This is a genomic window from Spirosoma foliorum (genome assembly GCF_014117325.1).
Classification (GTDB): Bacteria; Bacteroidota; Bacteroidia; order Cytophagales; family Spirosomataceae; genus Spirosoma; species Spirosoma foliorum.
In genome coordinates, this window is sequence record NZ_CP059732.1 from 256,805 (window position 1) to 275,221 (window position 18,417).

Annotated in this window: 15 protein-coding genes and 1 pseudogene; 8 read left to right on the plus strand and 8 right to left on the minus strand. The window is 48.9% G+C overall.

Going from position 1 to position 18,417, the window contains the following annotated elements; translation table 11 throughout:
* Positions 1-8: 8 nt before the first annotated feature.
* Both H3H32_RS01085 and H3H32_RS01090 read right to left on the minus strand, forming a co-directional pair.
* Positions 9-2,699 (minus strand): ABC transporter permease, encoded by a 2,691-nt coding sequence (locus H3H32_RS01085; RefSeq protein ID WP_220472592.1) that lies wholly within the window; start codon positions 2,697-2,699, stop codon positions 9-11.
* Positions 2,696-3,034, minus strand: coding sequence for a PadR family transcriptional regulator (locus H3H32_RS01090; RefSeq protein ID WP_182460852.1), 339 nt, complete (start codon positions 3,032-3,034; stop codon positions 2,696-2,698). The genes H3H32_RS01085 and H3H32_RS01090 overlap by 4 nt, the downstream gene beginning before the upstream one ends.
* Before the next feature lie 519 nt (positions 3,035-3,553).
* Here H3H32_RS01090 and H3H32_RS01095 point away from each other — a divergent pair.
* On the plus strand, positions 3,554-5,977 hold the full coding sequence (locus H3H32_RS01095) for an ABC transporter permease (RefSeq protein WP_182460853.1): 2,424 nt from the start codon (positions 3,554-3,556) through the stop codon (positions 5,975-5,977).
* A 206-nt stretch (positions 5,978-6,183) separates the two neighbouring features.
* On the opposite strand, the gene H3H32_RS01100 is transcribed toward H3H32_RS01095, so the two are convergent.
* Both H3H32_RS01100 and H3H32_RS01105 read right to left on the minus strand, forming a co-directional pair.
* A complete protein-coding gene (locus tag H3H32_RS01100) occupies positions 6,184-7,128 on the minus strand; it encodes an aldo/keto reductase (RefSeq protein ID WP_182460854.1) in 945 nt (314 codons plus the stop codon).
* Between the two features lie 67 nt (positions 7,129-7,195).
* Positions 7,196-7,627, minus strand: a complete 432-nt coding sequence (locus H3H32_RS01105) for an RrF2 family transcriptional regulator (protein WP_182460855.1) — start codon at positions 7,625-7,627, stop codon at positions 7,196-7,198.
* Positions 7,628-7,884: 257 nt separating this feature from the next.
* Between H3H32_RS01105 and H3H32_RS01110 the strand changes: the two genes are divergently transcribed.
* The 3 genes from H3H32_RS01110 to H3H32_RS01120 all read left to right on the plus strand — a co-directional run bounded on the left by H3H32_RS01110 (position 7,885) and on the right by H3H32_RS01120 (position 11,640).
* Positions 7,885-8,139, plus strand: a complete 255-nt coding sequence (locus H3H32_RS01110) for a hypothetical protein (protein WP_182460856.1) — start codon at positions 7,885-7,887, stop codon at positions 8,137-8,139.
* A 129-nt stretch (positions 8,140-8,268) separates the two neighbouring features.
* Complete coding sequence (locus tag H3H32_RS01115) at positions 8,269-9,738, plus strand: phytoene desaturase family protein (protein ID WP_182460857.1); 1,470 nt, start codon at positions 8,269-8,271, stop codon at positions 9,736-9,738.
* Positions 9,739-10,014: 276 nt separating this feature from the next.
* Positions 10,015-11,640 (plus strand): SMP-30/gluconolactonase/LRE family protein, encoded by a 1,626-nt coding sequence (locus H3H32_RS01120; protein WP_182460858.1) that lies wholly within the window; start codon positions 10,015-10,017, stop codon positions 11,638-11,640.
* A 181-nt stretch (positions 11,641-11,821) separates the two neighbouring features.
* On the opposite strand, the gene H3H32_RS01125 is transcribed toward H3H32_RS01120, so the two are convergent.
* From H3H32_RS01125 to H3H32_RS01140, 4 genes are all read right to left on the minus strand, one after another.
* Positions 11,822-12,223: a (R)-mandelonitrile lyase gene (locus H3H32_RS01125; RefSeq protein WP_182460859.1), complete on the minus strand. Its 402-nt coding sequence runs from the start codon at positions 12,221-12,223 to the stop codon at positions 11,822-11,824.
* A gap of 94 nt (positions 12,224-12,317) precedes the next feature.
* Complete coding sequence (locus H3H32_RS01130; protein ID WP_182460860.1) at positions 12,318-13,178, minus strand: aldo/keto reductase; 861 nt, start codon at positions 13,176-13,178, stop codon at positions 12,318-12,320.
* 58 nt (positions 13,179-13,236) lie between these two features.
* Positions 13,237-13,740: a (R)-mandelonitrile lyase gene (locus H3H32_RS01135; RefSeq protein ID WP_182460861.1), complete on the minus strand. Its 504-nt coding sequence runs from the start codon at positions 13,738-13,740 to the stop codon at positions 13,237-13,239.
* A gap of 127 nt (positions 13,741-13,867) precedes the next feature.
* Positions 13,868-14,758 (minus strand): helix-turn-helix domain-containing protein, encoded by an 891-nt coding sequence (locus tag H3H32_RS01140; protein ID WP_182460862.1) that lies wholly within the window; start codon positions 14,756-14,758, stop codon positions 13,868-13,870.
* A 232-nt stretch (positions 14,759-14,990) separates the two neighbouring features.
* Between H3H32_RS01140 and H3H32_RS01145 the strand changes: the two genes are divergently transcribed.
* The 4 genes and pseudogenes from H3H32_RS01145 to H3H32_RS01160 all read left to right on the plus strand — a co-directional run bounded on the left by H3H32_RS01145 (position 14,991) and on the right by H3H32_RS01160 (position 18,417).
* Positions 14,991-15,488: a cyclophilin-like fold protein gene (locus H3H32_RS01145; protein WP_182460863.1), complete on the plus strand. Its 498-nt coding sequence runs from the start codon at positions 14,991-14,993 to the stop codon at positions 15,486-15,488.
* An 8-nt stretch (positions 15,489-15,496) separates the two neighbouring features.
* Positions 15,497-16,615, plus strand: coding sequence for an alpha/beta hydrolase (locus tag H3H32_RS01150; RefSeq protein WP_240543620.1), 1,119 nt, complete (start codon positions 15,497-15,499; stop codon positions 16,613-16,615).
* Between the two features lie 127 nt (positions 16,616-16,742).
* Positions 16,743-17,369 (plus strand): annotated as a pseudogene (locus H3H32_RS01155) ((2Fe-2S)-binding protein); the annotation flags it as partial.
* A gap of 13 nt (positions 17,370-17,382) precedes the next feature.
* Positions 17,383-18,417, plus strand: coding sequence for an FAD binding domain-containing protein (locus tag H3H32_RS01160; RefSeq protein WP_182460864.1), 1,035 nt, complete (start codon positions 17,383-17,385; stop codon positions 18,415-18,417).

Consider the following 18,417-nt stretch of genomic DNA (forward strand, 5'->3'; position numbering starts at 1 on the left):
TTACAACATTATTCGCTTTTCAGGCTCTTTACGGGATTTAACAAAGCGGCTTTGATGGCCTGATAACTAACCGTTAATAAGGTAATTGCCAGGGCCATAATAAGGACCATCAAAAACACACCAAACTGAATATCAATTTTGTAGGTGTAGTCTTTGAGCCACTGACTCATGGCATACCAGGCAATGGGAGAGGCCACTAAACAGGAAATAATAACGAGCTGAACAAAGTCTTTCGAGAGTAATCGCCAGACATTGGCAACGCTGGCTCCCAGTACTTTACGGATACCAATTTCCTTGGTGCGTTGCTCGGCCATGAAGGAGGCTAACCCAAATAAACCCAGACACGAGATAAAGACCGCTAGCAGCGAAATAATGGCCGACAGGTTACCAATAAGTTCTTCGTAGCTGAATTTCTTGGCGTATTCGGTATCCGAAAATTTATAATCGAATGGAAACCCTGGATTGTACTTATCGAAAATCGGGGCAATTTTTTTAATAGCGACTGAAGACGCTACGCTTGGGTTTATACGTACACAAACAAAACTTACCCAATCCTTCTCAAAAACAATTGTCAGCGGTGAGATAGCCCGGTAAGGCGATTCCATCATGATATCCGGGATAACACCCACTACCTTTCGGGCTTTCCCATTCCATTTGAGTATTTCACCTACCGGATGCTTTAAACTCATCCGTTTAACGGCTGCTTCATTTAAAATGACGCCAGAAGAATCGGTCGTGAAATCCCGCGAAAAATCACGCCCTTCCTTGAGTTTAATGCCAATTGTGTTGATGTAATCGAAATTGGTGGCAATCGTACTGAAAACGACCGATTTCTCTTCGGGCGTTGACCCTTTCCATTCCCAGCCATTGTTGTTGCTCCAGATTTGTGTTGGTGGTGAATTGGATTTGCAAATAGATGTTACCGCTCCGGTAGCCAGCAGTTCATTACGAAGTGCGTCAAAATGCTCAATTAAGTCTTTGGAAGAATTCACCGAAATAAGGCCACTATTGTTAAAGCCAATTGGTCGGTTCTTACCGTGTTGTATTTGCTGATAAATGATAATGGTACCAATCATCAGCACAATGGAAAAGGTGAATTGAACAACCACCAGCACTTTACGGGGTAAGGAGGCACTTTTCCCGACATGAACGCCCCCTTTCAAGATCTTGACGGGATTGAACGACGACAAATAGAGCGCCGGATAACTGCCCGCCAGCAGACCCGTGAATAAGGTAAACACCAGCGTAACCACCCAGAAAATAGGACTATCGAACTGGATGGCCATCGTTTTTTCGGTGAGTGTATTAAAGTAAGGCAGCGAAATCAGGACGATAACCAGCGCCAGTACTAAGGCCATAGTAGCAATCAGAATAGACTCACTCAAAAACTGTCCAATCAACTGCTCCCGACCCGATCCAACGGCTTTCCGAACGCCTACTTCTTTGGCTCGTTTTTCGGAACGGGCCGTGCTGAGGTTCATAAAATTGATGCAGGCAATCACTAGAATAAACAAGCCGAAAATGCCAAAGAGTCGAACGTATTTAATGAAGCCCCCCGTATTTTTTCCTTCCTCAAAGTCAGAATAAAGCCGCCATTTGGCCATCGGATGAATGAAGACTTCGGGCTTGATGAGTTTTACCGTATTGGCATTATCCGATAAATGAGACAAGACCACATTTTTTATTTTAGCATTGGTTTGCTCGGGACTGATGCCATCTTTGAGTTGGACGTATGTTGCCCAGGAGTTATTACCCCAGTTCGTTTTATGGAATTTGGCGATCCAGTCATACATTTTTTCCTGTAGATGCCAGGGCAGTAAATAATCAAATTGGAGGGTGGCATTTTTGGGTTGCTTGGTCACTACAGCCGTCACTTTTAAGTCGACTGTATTGTCGAGCTTGAGCATTTTGCCAATCGGGTCCTGATTCCCAAAAATGGCATGAGCCGTTTCATCCGTCAGTACAATTGAATAAGGCTCTTTTAAGGGTTGCTTATCACCATTGAGGATGTTCAGCGAAAACATATCGATGGCATCTTGTCCAATGAAATGACCATCCTTTAAAAACTTCTGATTACCAACAACCAGCGATCGATTGCTCCCCCAATCGCACATGGCTACTGCTTTAAAATCAGGGTATTTAGCCTTCAATTCGTCGCCCATTGGAAAGGGTAGTGCATCCTGCGTGCCCCGACGACCATCGAAGGTCTGGTGCATTTTGACCTGATAAAGGGTTTCGTAATTTTTGTGGTGCTTATTGGCCGACACCTCATCCGTTATCCAGATACCAATGAGCATTGCCACAGCCATACCTACAGCTAATCCGCCAATGTTGATGGCCGAATACGACTTGTTTTTGAGCAGATTACGAAAGGCGATTTTTAAATAATTACGGATCATAGTAGGGTGAAAAAAAAAGGTTTTGGAAATGTCATTATATCGGGTGTGTCGAGGTTTGAAATAGGGGGTGGGCTCTCGTCGCCAGAGTCGGGGATGCAGCAACAACAGAAAATCCCACACATACAGGAGCCGGGCTTTAGTGTATCCGTAACGCCGACCTCGTTTGTGAAACAGCTCATCCAGATCGCCCGCGAGTTCTTCGTATAGATGTGAAGCCGTAATACGCTCCATCAAGTATTGCGCCCAGCGGGGAGGACGAGGAATTGCATCACGCTTTGGGGTTGACTGTTCTTCGTTCATACGACACCTCCTCCAAAAGCGGCTTTAGAAATGCCCGCCCACAAGTCGTTACGGACTTTACGTGCTTCCTGCAAAATCTGCTCGCCTGCTGTGGTGACGGTAAAGAGCCGTTTGCGCCGACCTCCCCGCTCAGCTGTTGACTCGCCGAAACGGGACTGTACGAGTCCTTTTTCTTCCAGCCGCTGCATGGTTCGATGGACGGCCCCTAGACTCATTGGCCGCTCTAATCGCTGGGCGAGTTCTTCCACAACGGCCACGCTGTAGGCGTCATCGTAAAGCAGGGCAATGGTTAGCAGAATCAATTCCTCAAATTCACCGAGTTGCGTGCCTTTCATAACTATATGATGGCGTAAATTCTGGCATAGACTTATATGCTCCACATTTGTATAGCAAATAAATTGCCAACTCCCTAAAAGGTCATTCTGATTGAATCTAGAGGCTTTTGGGCTAAAACAGAGCAGAAAGACTTGTCCATTAACGGACATATTCTGTACGATACAGGACAGCTTTCAAAGCTGGAAACTTGGCTTCCAGAGATTCGTTACAGGCAGTACGTTAATTAATGAAAACTAGAAGATAATGTGAGTTATATGGTTTTTTGTCATCCCGACGAAAGGAGGGATCTTAAGGTCTTTTAGTTCTCTGGCAGGGATGCTTTAAGATCCCTCCTTTCGTCGGGATGATAAAAAAAGTCTAGGCTTTACAGGAATGCTAAGAGTCGAAAAGTAGGCCATATTGTTTTACTGCCTGGAAATATTGTCCATTTTTCATCCCATTTTTAGCTCAATTCAACCCATTTTTTCATTCGATTTATAGTTGCCAGGTATACTTGCAGTAGGTTAATCAACTGGATCATGATCGGAAGCTACATCAAAACAGCACGACGCAACTTACTGCATAACAAGCTGTTCTCGTTCATCAATATTGTTGGTCTTGCCATCAGTATGTCCGTCGGGTTACTGCTCATCGCGTTCGTACTCGACCTGCGTTCGTACGACAGGTTTCACCAGAATGGGGAGCGAATCTACCGCATCACCAGCGTACTGACCGAAAATCGGGAACAGGGCGGCAAGTTTGCTACCACATCCTTAAAGACCGGAAAGCTTATTCGGGCGAAGGTCACTGGCATTGACCAGGTGGCGATTCTACGTAACGACTTTTCGCAGGACGCGACGGTTGGCGATAATATCCTCCCGGTCAAAGGCTTTTGGGCTGATCCGTCTGTATTCAGAGTCTTTACCTTTCCGATGTTGGAAGGCAATCCTGAAACAGCGCTGAAAGACCCTTACTCGATTGTTCTGACAGAGACGGCAGCGAAAAAGCTATTCGGTACCCAATCGGCACTGGGTAAGGCAATTCGGTTCGATACGCTTGACTATCAGGTGACTGGCGTCATGAAAGACGTTCCTTTCTTTTCGCACATCAACTTCGAAGCGTTAGTCTCACTGTCGACGGCCGAGCAACTCAACCGAAACAACCACAACTTCGAAAAATGGACCAGCATGTCGTCGAACTCGGTGTACCTCCTGCTGCCAGAGAACGCCGACAAAGCCTCAATCCAAACGCAGCTCGACGCCATTGCTGAGCAGGAAAACCGAGCTGACCAAAACACGAAAATCCAGCTCGAACTGCTGCCGTTAAACAAGATCGTGGTTGGCGAGAATCTCCGTCGCTCCGAAGGCGGGCCTGGGTCTATGGGCCCTCATATGCCGCCAATTGTGCTGTGGATACTGGGCGGGCTGGCACTCGTGGTGATTCTGTCGGCCTGTTTTAATTATACCAATCTGTCGATGGCACGCGCCATGCGACGCTTTAAGGAAGTCGGTATTCGTAAGGCGATCGGGGCCGGGAAGAGTCAGGTGTGGCAACAGTTTCTGGCCGAGGCCATCATGATCTCTCTGGCAGCCCTATTTCTTTCATTCGTGCTATTTCTTGTTTTGCGGCCGCAACTGATAAATCTGGCCCCGGAAATGCAACACACGGTGAAACTCGAACTTACGCCCACTATGGTCATCACCTTTATCATCTTTTCAATTACCGTAGGGGTTATTGCTGGCTTCATGCCTGCCCTGTTCTTTTCAAAAGTCAGTGCGATCAATGCGCTCCGGAATGTATCCTCTGTAAAAGTATTCAAACACCTAACACTTCGGCGGGCTCTGGTAGTGGTTCAATACACGCTCACGCTGATCTTTATTACAACAACCGCCATCGGCTATGTGCAGTATAAAAACATATTGGCCTTCGATCTGGGATTCAATACCGAAAACATACTGAACATCAATATGCAGGGCAACAAGCCTGATGCGTTTTTGAAAGAACTGAGCGAAATGCCCGAAGTAACGTCCTTATCCCGGTCGTTGATCGTGACTAGTGTTGGAAACGCCTGGGGTGGCTATATGAAATATACTGATTCACGCGACTCTGTTTTGGTGATGACCAACCACGTCGACGAGAACTACCTGCCGTTGCATGGCTATAAACTCATTGCCGGAGGAAATTTCAGGGCGCGACCTACAACGACCGCAGCCGCCAGAGAGGTGATCGTCAACCAGCAAATCTTGAAGCGATTTAACATTGCGAACAATGACCCCGAGAAAGCCATTGGGCAGGAGATCACCTTTAGTAGCTTTCATGGAACACGCAAGATGACCATTATTGGGGTCATGAAAGACTTCCACTATGGCAAAGTCGACAACCTCATTGGACCGGTAGCCTTCATGTTCTGGACGCCCGAAGATCGAGCCGTTATCAATGCCAAAATACAAAGCAAAGACATGCTGGCAACCCGAGCCAAGATTGAGTCGGCCTGGAAGAAAATCGATCGTGTACATCCTTTTCAGGCTGAATTTTATGACGAAGCCATTGAAGAAGCTTACAGCGAATTTTCGACCATGATCAAGATCATTGGCTTTCTGGCTTTCCTCGCCATTTCGATCGCATCGATGGGCTTGTTCGGGATGGTGGCGTTCACGACCGAAACCCGGCTGAAAGAAATCAGTATTCGTAAAGTGATGGGTGCAAGTTCTGGTAGCCTTATTTACTTATTGAGCCGTGGTTTTCTCGTACAACTGTCAATATCGGCCCTTATAGCACTGCCCATAACGTACCTTTTCTTCGAAAACATGGTGCTTACCCGTTTCCCGTATCACACACCAGTGCATGTCGTCGAGCTGCTAGCTGGCTTGTTGGTCGTCTTGCTAATCGCCTTCCTACTGATCGGCTCACAGACGATGAAGGCGGCTAAGAGTAATCCGGTAGACGTTTTGAAAAGTGAGTAGGGGATACGGATATCTAACTGATGTAGGTGGTGATATGGGGTTGAATTATAGGTTATTACGAGATTTAGGGCTGAATCTGTTTTGACTCTCCATTTATAGAAAACACTAGATAGTTTTTGTCATTTCGACGATAGGAGAAATCTCAAGCTTGCCTAATGAGGAATTTTGAGATTTCTCCTATCGTCGAAATGACAAAAACTATTCACTTACTTACTCGTGCTATCCAAACGTTGCAGATCATCAGCATCCAGTACCAATTGAGTTGCATCAAATAAGCCTTTCAATTGCGCACTGGATGTCGCGCTGGCAACGGGCGCCAGAACCTGATCCTGCGCCAGTAGCCAGGCCAGAGCAACCGTGCCGGGTTGCGAGTCGTGTTTAGCAGCAACCTGATCAAGCGCGTTTAACACGCCAAGGCCTTTATCGTTCAGATACTTTTTGGCTCCACCTCCGCGCACACTCTTTCCTAAATCAGCTTCAGATCGGTATTTACCCGTCAGGAAACCAGCGGCTAATGCCCAATAAGGCATCACCGACAAATTATATTGTTTAGCAATAGGGGCTAAGACTTCTTCGTACGATTGTCGTTCCAGAAGATTGTAGTGTGGTTGAAGCGCCTGGTATTGGGGAAGTCCCGATTGTTGAGCCAGTTCCAGCGATTCGATCAAACGAGGTGCCGTTACATTGGAAGCCGCTATGTAGCGGACCTTACCCGCCTGAATCAATTCAGCGTAGGCACCCAGGGTTTCTGCCACTGGCGTTACTTCGTCATCGATATGGGTATAATACAGATCCACATAATCCGTCTGCAACCGGCGTAATGAATCCTGAATGGCAGAGTGGATATAAGTAGCATTGATGCCTTTTCGACCGTCTCCGAAATCCCAGCCAACCTTGGTGGCGAGCACGATCTTATCTCGATTTTTCCGAAGCTGCATCCATTTGCCCAAAATAGTTTCTGATTCGCCACCCTGATTACCAGGCTTCCAGGCGGAATACACATCGGCTGTATCGATAAAATTGAAACCATTCGCTACAAACTCATCCAGAATCGCAAACGATTCCTTTTCGTCCAACGTCCAGCCGAACACATTCCCGCCCAAATTCAAAGGGGCTACCAACATATCTGAATTACCAATTCGTTTTTTCATAACTATACTATACGGTTCATTTTTACGCTTGTAACCAGGCAAGCGTAGTTCAGGCTGCTTAGTTCATTTATAAACTAACAGGAACAGCCCCTTCGATGAGCATTCGGAGGGTTGTTTTTTCGTAGACGGCCAGATTCGCGTCGCGCACACGGACCATGATGGGCCGGATTTCACACGTTTCTTCATCGTCGCAGTCATCGCATCGGACGTAGAAGTTGAGTGAGACACAGGGTGTTGGCGCAATTGGGCCATCAATTACCCGAATTACCTGAGCCAGATTGATTCGTTCGGGCTCGATTCTCAAACTATAGCCACCACCTTTCCCTTTCTGACTTTGTAGCATACCATGATTCCGTAATTCGAGCAGAATGCTTTCCAGAAATTTTTTTGGGATGTTTTCCTGAGCCGAAACAGTGGCAATCAACACAGGCCCATTCCCAAATTCCTGGGCTAGCACTTTCAGCGCCTTGATGGCGTACTTCGCTTTTTTTGAAATCATTTTTGTGGGTAGTTAATGGATTGTGTCCCTTGACGTAAAGGAAAATGTAAATCTTATAGGCTGCAACGTATACTGGTATATCTCGATAGAGTATTAGGTAAAAGTCTGTTTTTCAGATTTTTGTATCATTTCTTGTGAAAAGAAAAATTGATAGCCACCTTTGTCTATAAATATAGGGGATTTATAAAAAGTTTCCAATTGTCGAATTAAAAATCGAAAAGCAGGTGATCTCTTTAGAAAGTAGGTCAGCCAACACTATGAACTGGCACCAGATAAGCTACCGAGTCGCTGGGTTCGACCGACTGAATTTTGTTAACGACGTTACCAACGCCATCCCGCAGGACGATGCCTGCCAAATTGCCCGACTGGATTTTGAGGCTGATGGCGTACAAGCCCGCGGCTGGCTTATTATCCGGGTGCGGCACCAGCAATGGCTTACGACCATACACGACCGATTACGATCTGTTCGGGGAATGGTAAGCGTGCAGGCAGACCCAGTTCATTCGTTGTAACCACACTGATTTAAGGATAAATTGCTGGTTTACTGCTAACTGAAATCTCGACTCAATACAGCGCATGGTTGGTTTCGGTATCTTTGGTGCAGTGCCGCAAATCGACAGGGATAAACAGGAGTAAACTTGATGGAGAAGCGTGATTACGATGCAGTCGTTGTAGGTTCTGGGCCAAATGGTTTAAGTGCGGCCATTGTGCTGGCGCGAGCTGGTCTATCCGTAATTGTCCTGGAAGCCAGACCAACAATTGGCGGAGGTGCGCGCTCTGCTGAACTGACGCTTCCTGGTTTTGTGCATGACATTGGCTCTGCAATTCATCCATTGGCGGCTGGTTCGCCTTTATTCCAGAGTTTGCCCTTAGCCGAACACGGGCTGGAGTTTATTTACCCACCTGTTGCAGCCGCTCATCCGTTTGATACGGGCAATGCAGCCACCTTGGTTGGCTCAGTAGCCGAAACCGCCCAAACCCTTGGGGTTGACGAACGAGCCTATCATAAACTGTTCGATTCTGTTGTGCGGCATTGGCCTACAATGGCTGCCGATGTGCTGGGGCCACTACGTTTTCCTAAACACCCGCTCGATCTGGCTCAGTTTGGTCTGGATGCGTTGCTTCCATCAACTGTTGTCGCGAATCGATTTCAAACGACAGAGGCAAGAGGATTGTGGGCGGGCATGGCGGCTCATTCGATTCAGCCACTGACAAATCTGACTACGGCAGCCATTGCGCTGGTGCTGATGACGGCGGGGCACCTTCACGGTTGGCCCATGCCCAAAGGTGGTGCCCAGTCAATTGCCAATGCGCTGGCTTCGTATTTTAAATCGATAGGGGGGAGCATTGAGGTTGATCGGCCCGTTCGTTCCCTGAATGATCTGCCTAAATCGCGGGTTGTGCTCTTCGATCTTACACCGAAGCAACTTTTGTCTGTTGTCGGGGATCGATTTTCGAATGGGCTGACGAATCAGATTTACCGAAAACAGCTCGAACATTACCGCTACGGACCGGGTATCTTCAAAATAGATTGGGCACTGGATGGCCCTATTCCGTTCACGGCGCCTGATTGCCATCGGGCCGGAACGATTCATTTGGGTGGTACGCTCGAAGAAATTGTCGACGCTGAACAACGTACCTATAATGGGCAGCATCCTGACCGACCTTTTGTTCTGTTGGCTCAACAGAGTCTGTTCGATCCGACTCGTGCTCCGGCGGATAAGCAAACCGCCTGGGCATATTGCCACGTACCCAATGGCTCAACCCTCGACCGTACCGACGCCATTGAAAAGCAGGTTGAGCGGTTCGCACCGGGTTTTCGCGACCGAATTCTGGCTCGTCATACCATGAACACGGCACAGATAGAAGCCTGGAATCCGAATTACGTTGGGGGCGACATTAACGGAGGAATCATCGATATTGGCCAATTGTATACCCGCCCGACCATTGCGCTATCGCCTTACCAAACCTCAGAACCCGGTATGTTTATCTGCTCATCGGCCACTCCTCCAGGTGGGGGCGTTCATGGCATGTGTGGGTACCATGCGGCCCGTGTTGCGCTACGAGAAGGCTTTGGTAAGTCGGTGCCGATTGAGCTATCAAATGGATAAATAGAGTTGTATTATTCGATCTCGGCATAGAGGCTTATATAGCGCTTGGCATGTTCCATAACACGGAATGATTTGCCATCGGAATTGTCTGGTATACTGTTCTAACGTGTAGTCCTCATTGATATGTCGCTGATTATCAATAGTTAACGAATTCTTTACATGCTGGATGAGTGATCGTTTTTACTGGATAATTGGTTGAAGTCGCTTAGACTTATTTTTCAGTAAATCTCTGTAAATGAATCCTTTTGGTGGTCTTTAACCCCTAAACTCACTTACATGAAAACCCTTTGTTTAGTTTTCTTGTCCTTTTTCCCGTTGTTGCTTTTAGCCCAAACATCCGATTCTTACCCAGTTCACCCTGATGCTCAGCCACAGGATGGGGTTCCTAAGGGCGAAGTCCTCAAATTTACGTTTGAAACGTCCAAAATTTTCCCTGGAACATGGCGTGAGTATTGGGTTTACATACCTGCCCAATATCAGCCTTCTCAATCCGCTTGTGTTTATATAAATCAGGATGGAATTCAGTGGCAGGCTCCGGCAGTTTTTGATAATTTGATTCATAAAAAAGAAATGCCCGTTACGATTGGCGTATTTGTCATGCATGGACGCGTCAAGGCGGATAACCCCGATACGGCCCTTGATCGGTTCAATCGTAGTTTTGAGTATGATGGATTGGGTGATAATTATGCCCGTTTTTTGCTGGAAGAACTTCTGCCCGATGTAGAGACCAGAAAAACGTCGGACGGGCGAGCCATACACCTTTCTCACAATGGCAATGATCGCGCCATTGGTGGATCAAGTAGCGGGGCAGTTTGTGCATTTACAGCTGCTTGGGAGCGTCCTGAAGCCTTTAGCCGGGTGTTCAGCACTATTGGCACCTATGTCGGTTTACGCGGGGCCGATCGCGACCATACACTCATCCGGAAGTTTGAACCTAAGCCGCTTCGCATTTTTCTACAGGACGGTGCCAACGACCTTAACATCTACGGAGGAGACTGGTGGATGGCCAACCAAACCCTGGAACGAGCCTTGACGTTTTCGGGCTATGAGGTGCAGCATGTCTGGGGCGAAGGAGGCCATAATGGTAAACATGGAACCGCGATTTTTCCTGATGCCATGCGCTATCTATGGAAAGGTTGGCCCGAGCCAGTCAAAACGGGAACTTCGAAAAATCAGATGCTTACCGATATTTTGCTGCCTACTGAAGGCTGGCAGCTCGTTGGAGAAGGATACAAGTTTGCAGAAGGGCTAAGTGCCAATGCCAAAGGAGAGGTATTTTTTGGAGAGGGGTCGGGGGGAAAACAATGGAAAGTAGGTCTGGATGACAAACTAAGTCGGTTTGATGGCAAGGTGAATACGAGTGTAGTTGCCAGCAATGGAAATGGGTATGCTACCAGTCCGTCTACAGCAGCTAGTGAGCAGAGTATCGTGTGGCTCATTCGACCCGATGGCAAAAAGGTTAAGGTCGACGCGGGCCTTATTTCTGCCAGCGGGGTCGCGCTTTCGCCTGATCAAACGCTGCTCTATGTAGCCGATAAGCGCTCACATTGGGTATATAGCTTTTCAATTAAGCCCGACGGAACGCTGGCTAATAAACAGAAATACTACTGGCTGCATTCGCCTGATACCGCCGACGATGCAGGAGCAGAAGGCCTCAGAACGGATCGTGACGGGCGATTATATGTGGCGACTAGAATGGGCGTTCAACTATGCGATCAGGCGGGTCGGGTTAATGCAATTCTACCGACTCCTAATGGAAAAGTATCCAGCATCTGTTTTGGTGGGGCTAACTTCGATATCCTCTATGCAGCCTGTGGTGATAAAGTATACAAACGGAAGCTGCATGCGCAAGGGGCTAATGCCTGGGACAAGCCCACTAAGCCTGCTGCTCCACGGTTGTAACCGGCATAACGGACGAGCTCATTCGCAAAGTTACTAATCACTTCGTGCTCTTGGCTGAGTGAACATATAGATGAGGCCCCTTTCGTCTCACGAGGGAGCGTATTTTGAGACAGATTCGCTTGATTGGTTTTCTACTAAAAAGGAGCAACTACCTTCTTGGTAATGGCTCCTGTCAACTCCTCTAGTTAATAGGCTGATACTGGTGATCCGTCACCTTTTCCAGCCACTCCACCTGTTTCCCATTTAGATTTTCCTGGATGGCGATATGCGTCATCCCCGTGGTTGCCGTAGCGCCATGCCAGTGCTTCTCGTCCGGTTCAAACCAAACCACATCGCCCGGATGGATTTCTTCGACAGGGCCACCTTCCCGCTGTACCCAACCACAACCAGCCGTCACGATGAGCGTCTGACCGAGCGGATGGGTATGCCAGGCGGTTCGAGCCCCGGGTTCAAAGGTAACGCTGGCGGCTGCCCCACGTCTTGCCTCGTTGGCGGCAAACAACGGATCGATACGTACCGATCCCGTAAACCAGTCTTCTGGCCCTTTATCCGAGGGTTGCGATCCTATTCTTGTGATGTTCATAACGGTTTAACTAGTTCGTCTACTAAAGGCTAATTGTGCCTAACAAGCTGGTGATTGACCACAACAGGGGGATAGGCATGATTGGTTTTCAGGCTTATTTTCCGCCGAATACAGGAAAGTGGCTTGCCTCGCCATAATGCTCAATTTGTTCCATTGTCGTTAAGGTAGCCATATCCGCTTCCGAGATAACAAACTCCACGGCTGCATTAGTTTTCATATGCTCCGGCTTGGCCGTCTTCGGTAATGGCAATAGACCAAGCTGTAGGCAATACCGGATACTTAATTGGGCTACCGAAACATCATAGTTTTGGGCGGTAGCCGTTATGGACTTGTTTTTCAACAACTCACCGTGGCCAATGGGGGAATAAGCTTCCACCAGCATGCCGTTTTCCTGCGAATAATGAATCAATTCGGTAGGGGTATTGCTGATATGCGCCAGAATCTGATTGACCATTGGTTTCACCGAGCATGAGCCCAGGATGTTGGCAATGTCTGCCTGTTCGAAGTTTGACAGGCCAATGGCACGAAGTTTCCCCGTCCTATAGGCTTCTTCAAGCGCTCGCCAAGCCTGCTGATTTCCGTCAAAATAAGGATCATTCCCACTGAATTTTGCCCAGGGTTTGGGACTATGAATGATCATTAGATCAATATACTCAAGCCCTAACCGGTGAAGCGAGCCATCAATGGACGCCACGGCTTCCTGATACGACTTTACTTCAGCAGCCAGCTTGGTGGTCACAAACAGTGCTTCCCGGTTTACCCCACAGGCCCGAATGCCTTCGCCAACTCCGCTTTCATTCTGGTAGGCCTGAGCCGTATCAATATGGCGGTAACCGATTTGTACCGCATCCTTGACCGCCTGTACAACATCGCTATTACTAATAAACCAGGTTCCCAGACCTAGTTTGGGGATCTCTACGCCATTCGATAGCGTATAGGTTTCGTCTAAAATCATTCTCTTTTCTTATTTTACAGTAAACGTGAGTTCGTGTACCGGTCACGGCTTTGAATAGCTACCTCGCCCCATGGTATTCAGCATCCGTGACGGCCTGAAGCCAGTTAACAATCCCTTTTTCGGTATTGGGTACAATATGAATGTGGGTCATGGGGCTGTCCGCGGAAGCGCCGTGCCAATGAGGAATTTTCGGCGGACACTTCACTACGTCCCCCTTCCGAATGGTCTGCCGGGGCTCGCCTTTTAACTGGTGGTAGCCAACCCCATCCGTTACCAGTAGAATCTGCCCACTCGGATGTGAATGCCAAAAGCTGCGAGCCCCCGGCTCGAACGTAACGCTGCCACTAGCCAATTGATAAATGGAATCGGTTGCTACCAGATTCTGAACCCATACCGTACCGGTAAAGGTTTGGGCGGACCCCTTTTCCCCGTTGGGAAAAATAGCGCTCGCCGTTGTCGATTTTGTCCCGCTTCCCTGCGTTTGCGCCTGGCAGGGAGCCAGGCAAAGACTTACCAGGCCCAGCGTAATGAGAAAGCCTGTCCGTGCCCCTAGGTTTTTCATGTGTTTAGTCGTTTGTATTGTGCTCTTCCCCTCGATTGGTTGAACAGCACCTGGTAGCTAATGGATTTAATCCAACGCCTACTGGATCGATTTGATGTTGGAACCGATGTGAACATTTCCAAACGTGCTAATTCAATCCACTTCGATAGGCAATGGGTGTGGTGCCAACCTGTTGTTTGAAGAAACGAGTAAAATGCTGAGGGTACTTGAACCCTAGTTCATACGCAATTTCACTGATGGATTTGCCCGTATCAAAAATTCGTTCCTTGGCCAGATCGATCAGCTTAAGCTGGATAAATTCCAGGGCCGTCTTGCCGGTTTCCTTCTTGATTAAGTCACCAAAGTAATTGGGCGACAGGTGTAACGCCTGAGCAAAGTAGGAAACCGTTGGAATCCCCTCGGTACGGAGCTTTTCGCCCACCAAATACTCCGTCAGTTTCTGTTCAAACTGCTCAAGGATACCATGATTGATATGCTCACGGGTAATGAATTGGCGGTCATAAAAGCGGGAACAATACTTTAGAAGCAATTCCAGGTTGGCCACAATCAGCTCTTTACTGTGGCGATCAATCGTATGGCCCACTTCAGTCGCAATGTTGCCAAAACAGGTCGTTACAACCGCTCGCTCTTTCTCCGATAAATGCAGGGCCTCGTGAGATTGGTAACTGAAAAACGAATACTCGTGAATCTGTCTACCCAGGCTGGTGCCTTTGATCAAATCGGGATGAACGATGAGGGCCTTGCCATAGGGCTGATGCATCTCGCCCTCAGGTTCATTGGTAATCACCTGGCCTGGCCCAAAAAAGACCATCGTTCCGTCGGCATAATCATAATACTGGTTCCCATACCGCAAATCACCACAGCGGGTTTCTTTGAGAATAATGGCATAAAAACTGATCGTAAACTTCGCTCGTGGGAGTGGGATTGATTGATTAAAATCAACCAGGCTAATGAGCGGGTGCTGGGTTTTGTTGTTGAACGCATCCGCATATTTTTTGATCGTGTCGTAGACTATCATAGCGTACGGTTCGGGGCGGAGTACGACGGTCAGCCGTTGCTGGTACTCCTGCCAGCCGATTTTTAGTCAAATCTACAGCCCGAAACCATGCCTCACGATGGTATCAGTAAAAGTGGTAAGTAAAACCGTAAAATGTATAAAAGCCGGACTAAGGCTACCGGGTAATTTTGCGGTGTGATTAGCGAAGTTAGCACTAATCGCCTGTCCATGAAGTAAATCAAACTCAACACGTATGAAACGGACCCAGCTATTCCTGCTGCCTTTCCTGGTATTTATCATGGGCAGTATGGCTTGCAAAACAGACAGCCCAATCCCCGCCGATCAACCCAGTATGCCCAACCCCGTCAGCCCCGATCTGAATCCAGTGACCGATAGTTCTTCCAACCGGCTACGGATTCGGGTTGGCTCCAGCACCTTTACCGCGACGCTGCTGAGCAACCCAACCGTAACCGCTTTCAAAACCCGCTTGCCATTAACCCTTTCTATGAAAGAACTGAATGGGAACGAAAAGTTTGCCGATCTATCCAATAGCTTACCTACAAATGCGACCAATCCCGGTACGATACAGGCAGGGGATCTAACGCTGTACGGGGCTAACACGCTGGTGCTCTTCTATGAGTCATTTCGGACCTCGTACAGCTATACCAAGCTTGGCCGCATCGATAACCCGTCAGGACTGGCGGCTGCCCTGGGATCAGGAAACGTAACGGTCAGCTTTGCTCTGGAATAAACTTAACCATGAATCAAATCAGAAACCATATGAACCAGTTAACTATAGCCCTAGCCGCCTTTCTGCTGATGATAGGACAGGCTTATAGTCAGGGGTTACTAGGCCAAAACGAACCGAAATCTCAGCTGAAAGAGTATTTGACCTTTACGCTAAGTGACAAGGTTACCAAGCAAAATGTTCAGTACAAAAATCGGTATGGTATCCCCCTTGCCGCCCATCTATACACGCCCAAAAATATGGATGCGTCTAAAAAGTATCCGGCCCTGGTCGTCGGTACGCCTTATGGTGGGGTAAAAGAGCAAGGAGCGGGTATATACGCGCAAAACATGGCCGAACGCGGATTTGTCGCACTGGCCTTTGATGAATCCTATAACGGGGAAAGTGGCGGAGCACCCCGGCACGTTTCATCACCGGATGTGTTCGCTGAGGATTTCAGTGCTGGTGTGGATTTCTTAGGCACCCGTCCCTTTGTGGATCGAAACCAGATTGGGGCTATTGGCCTCTGCGGTAGTGGTGGTTTTGCCCTTAAAGCCGCCCAGGTTGATCACCGCATTAAAGCGGTGGCTACCACCAGCATGTACGATATCAGCGGGGTAAAGCGCAACGGGTGGATGAATGCTATGACGGCCGAAGAGCGTACTAAGTCGCTTAACGAGCTGGCCCGGCAGCGTTGGAAAGACGTGGACACGGGACAGCCTGAATTAACGGCTTCCTTCCCAAGTAAACCGGTGACTACCATCCCCGCCGGAATGGACCCCATCGCCAGTGAATTCTTTGAATACTATGCTATGAAACGGGGCTTTCATCCGAATTCGATTGGGGCTTTTACCAAAACCAGCGATATGGACTTTATGAACTTTCCCTTGCTGAACTATATTGAAACCATTTCGCCCCGACCGATTTTATTGATCATAGGGGAAAAAGCCCATTCCCGCTATTTTAGTGAAGAGGCTTACCAGCAGGCAGCTGAGCCTAAAGAGCTTTATATCGTTCCCAACGCCCGGCACATCGATCTGTACGACCGAACCGATATGATTCCCTTCGATAAGCTCACCGCTTTCTTTTCGCAATATTTAGCTCCGAAGCCGAACGAAAAAGCCAACTTGGTCACGGAATCCAACAAGTGAACGCCTTCCCCTGTTCAATAGAAGTAGAATCAGCCGGATAACTCTGACGCCTGATTCGGGACCAATCCGATCTATCTGTACAGGAACGCAAAAGCCGCTAGTCAATCATGGAATCAACCCTTGCCTTATGGAATCTAACAAACATTTTGAGAATGAGCCAGGCAGTTCTGACTCATCCCGACGGTATTTCTTAAAGCAGTCTTCCGCTCTGGCAGCTTGGGCACTGACCCCTCCCGCTGCGGTAAAAGCAGTGGACAGTGATCTCCATGAGAAAATGGCGCTGGCCATTGAGCAGATGCCGCTTCGGCTGACCGTTAACGGGAAGGCCCAGCAACTCAGCATCGAACCCCGGGTCACGCTGCTGGATTTGCTACGGGAACAGCTGCACCTGACGGGCACCAAGAAAGGTTGTGACCACGGCCAATGCGGAGCCTGTACAGTCCATATTGACGGACAGCGGGTTAATTCGTGTTTAACCCTGGCCATGACCACCGACGGGTGTCAGGTAACCACCATTGAAGGCTTAGCCCAAGATGGACCGACGGGCCGGCTTCACCCGATGCAGGAAGCCTTTATTAAACACGACGGCTTTCAGTGCGGCTACTGTACCCCCGGACAGATCATGTCGGCGGTGGCCTGCATCCGGGAAGGTCACGCGGGCTCGCCCGACGAGATCCGCGAGTACATGAGTGGCAACATCTGCCGGTGCGGGGCGTACGCCAACATTGTCGAGGCCATCATGGCCGTAAAAAAGGAGGAGCTAAGGTATGAATCCGTTTCAGTTTACCCGGGTTACCGACCCCAAAGCGGCCATTTCGGCGATCATCAAAGAGTCGGGCACGTACTTTCTGGCGGGCGGCACCAACCTCATCGATCTGATGAAGCGCGAAGTCATTATTCCCCAGCGGCTGGTTGATATTAACAAGCTGCCCCTGGCAACGATTGAGCAAACGAGTAGTGGTCTGCGCATTGGTGCCCTGGCTAAAAATTCAGCCGTTGCCGATAATGAGCTAGTCAAAAAGCAGTTTCCCCTCCTCTCGATGGCGCTTAACGCGGGGGCTTCGGCCCAACTGCGCAACATGGCCACGGTGGGTGGGAACATGATGCAGCGCACGCGTTGCTCGTATTTCTATGACAACTCGATGCCCTGTAACAAGCGAAGCCCGGTGCAGGCGGGTGGTGCGGCATTCCGACCCGACAAAGGGCAGGTCAACGGGCCAACGGGTTGCGGAGCGCTGGGTGGTCATAATCGCATGCACGCCATTTTTGGCGGTTCGGCCAAGTGTATTGCCGTACATCCCAGTGATATGTGCATTGCACTGGTAGCACTGGATGCAACCGTGAACATTTCGGGACCGAAAGGCGATCGTAAAATTCCATTTAGCGAGTTCCACCGCCTGCCCGGCGACATGCCCCAGAAAGACAATACGCTGCAACCCGGCGAACTGATTATGTCGGTGGATTTGCCAATGAACGGGTTTGCCGAGAATTCACACTACCTCAAAGTTCGCGACCGGGCTTCCTACGCCTTCGCGCTGGTATCGGTCGGTGCGGGTGTAAAAATGCAGGGAAACACGATACAGGACGTCCGGCTGGCGATGGGTGGCGTCGCGCACAAACCCTGGCGGCTGACGGCGGCTGAGCAGTTTCTGAAGGGCAAACCGGCGACGGAAGCCAACTTCAAACAGGCGGCTGCGCTGGCGATGAAAGGGGCCAAAGGCTACGGCGAGAACGATTTTAAACTAACGCTGGCTCCCAACTCAATTGTTGACGCGTTGAGGACCGCCACGAAAACCGCCTGA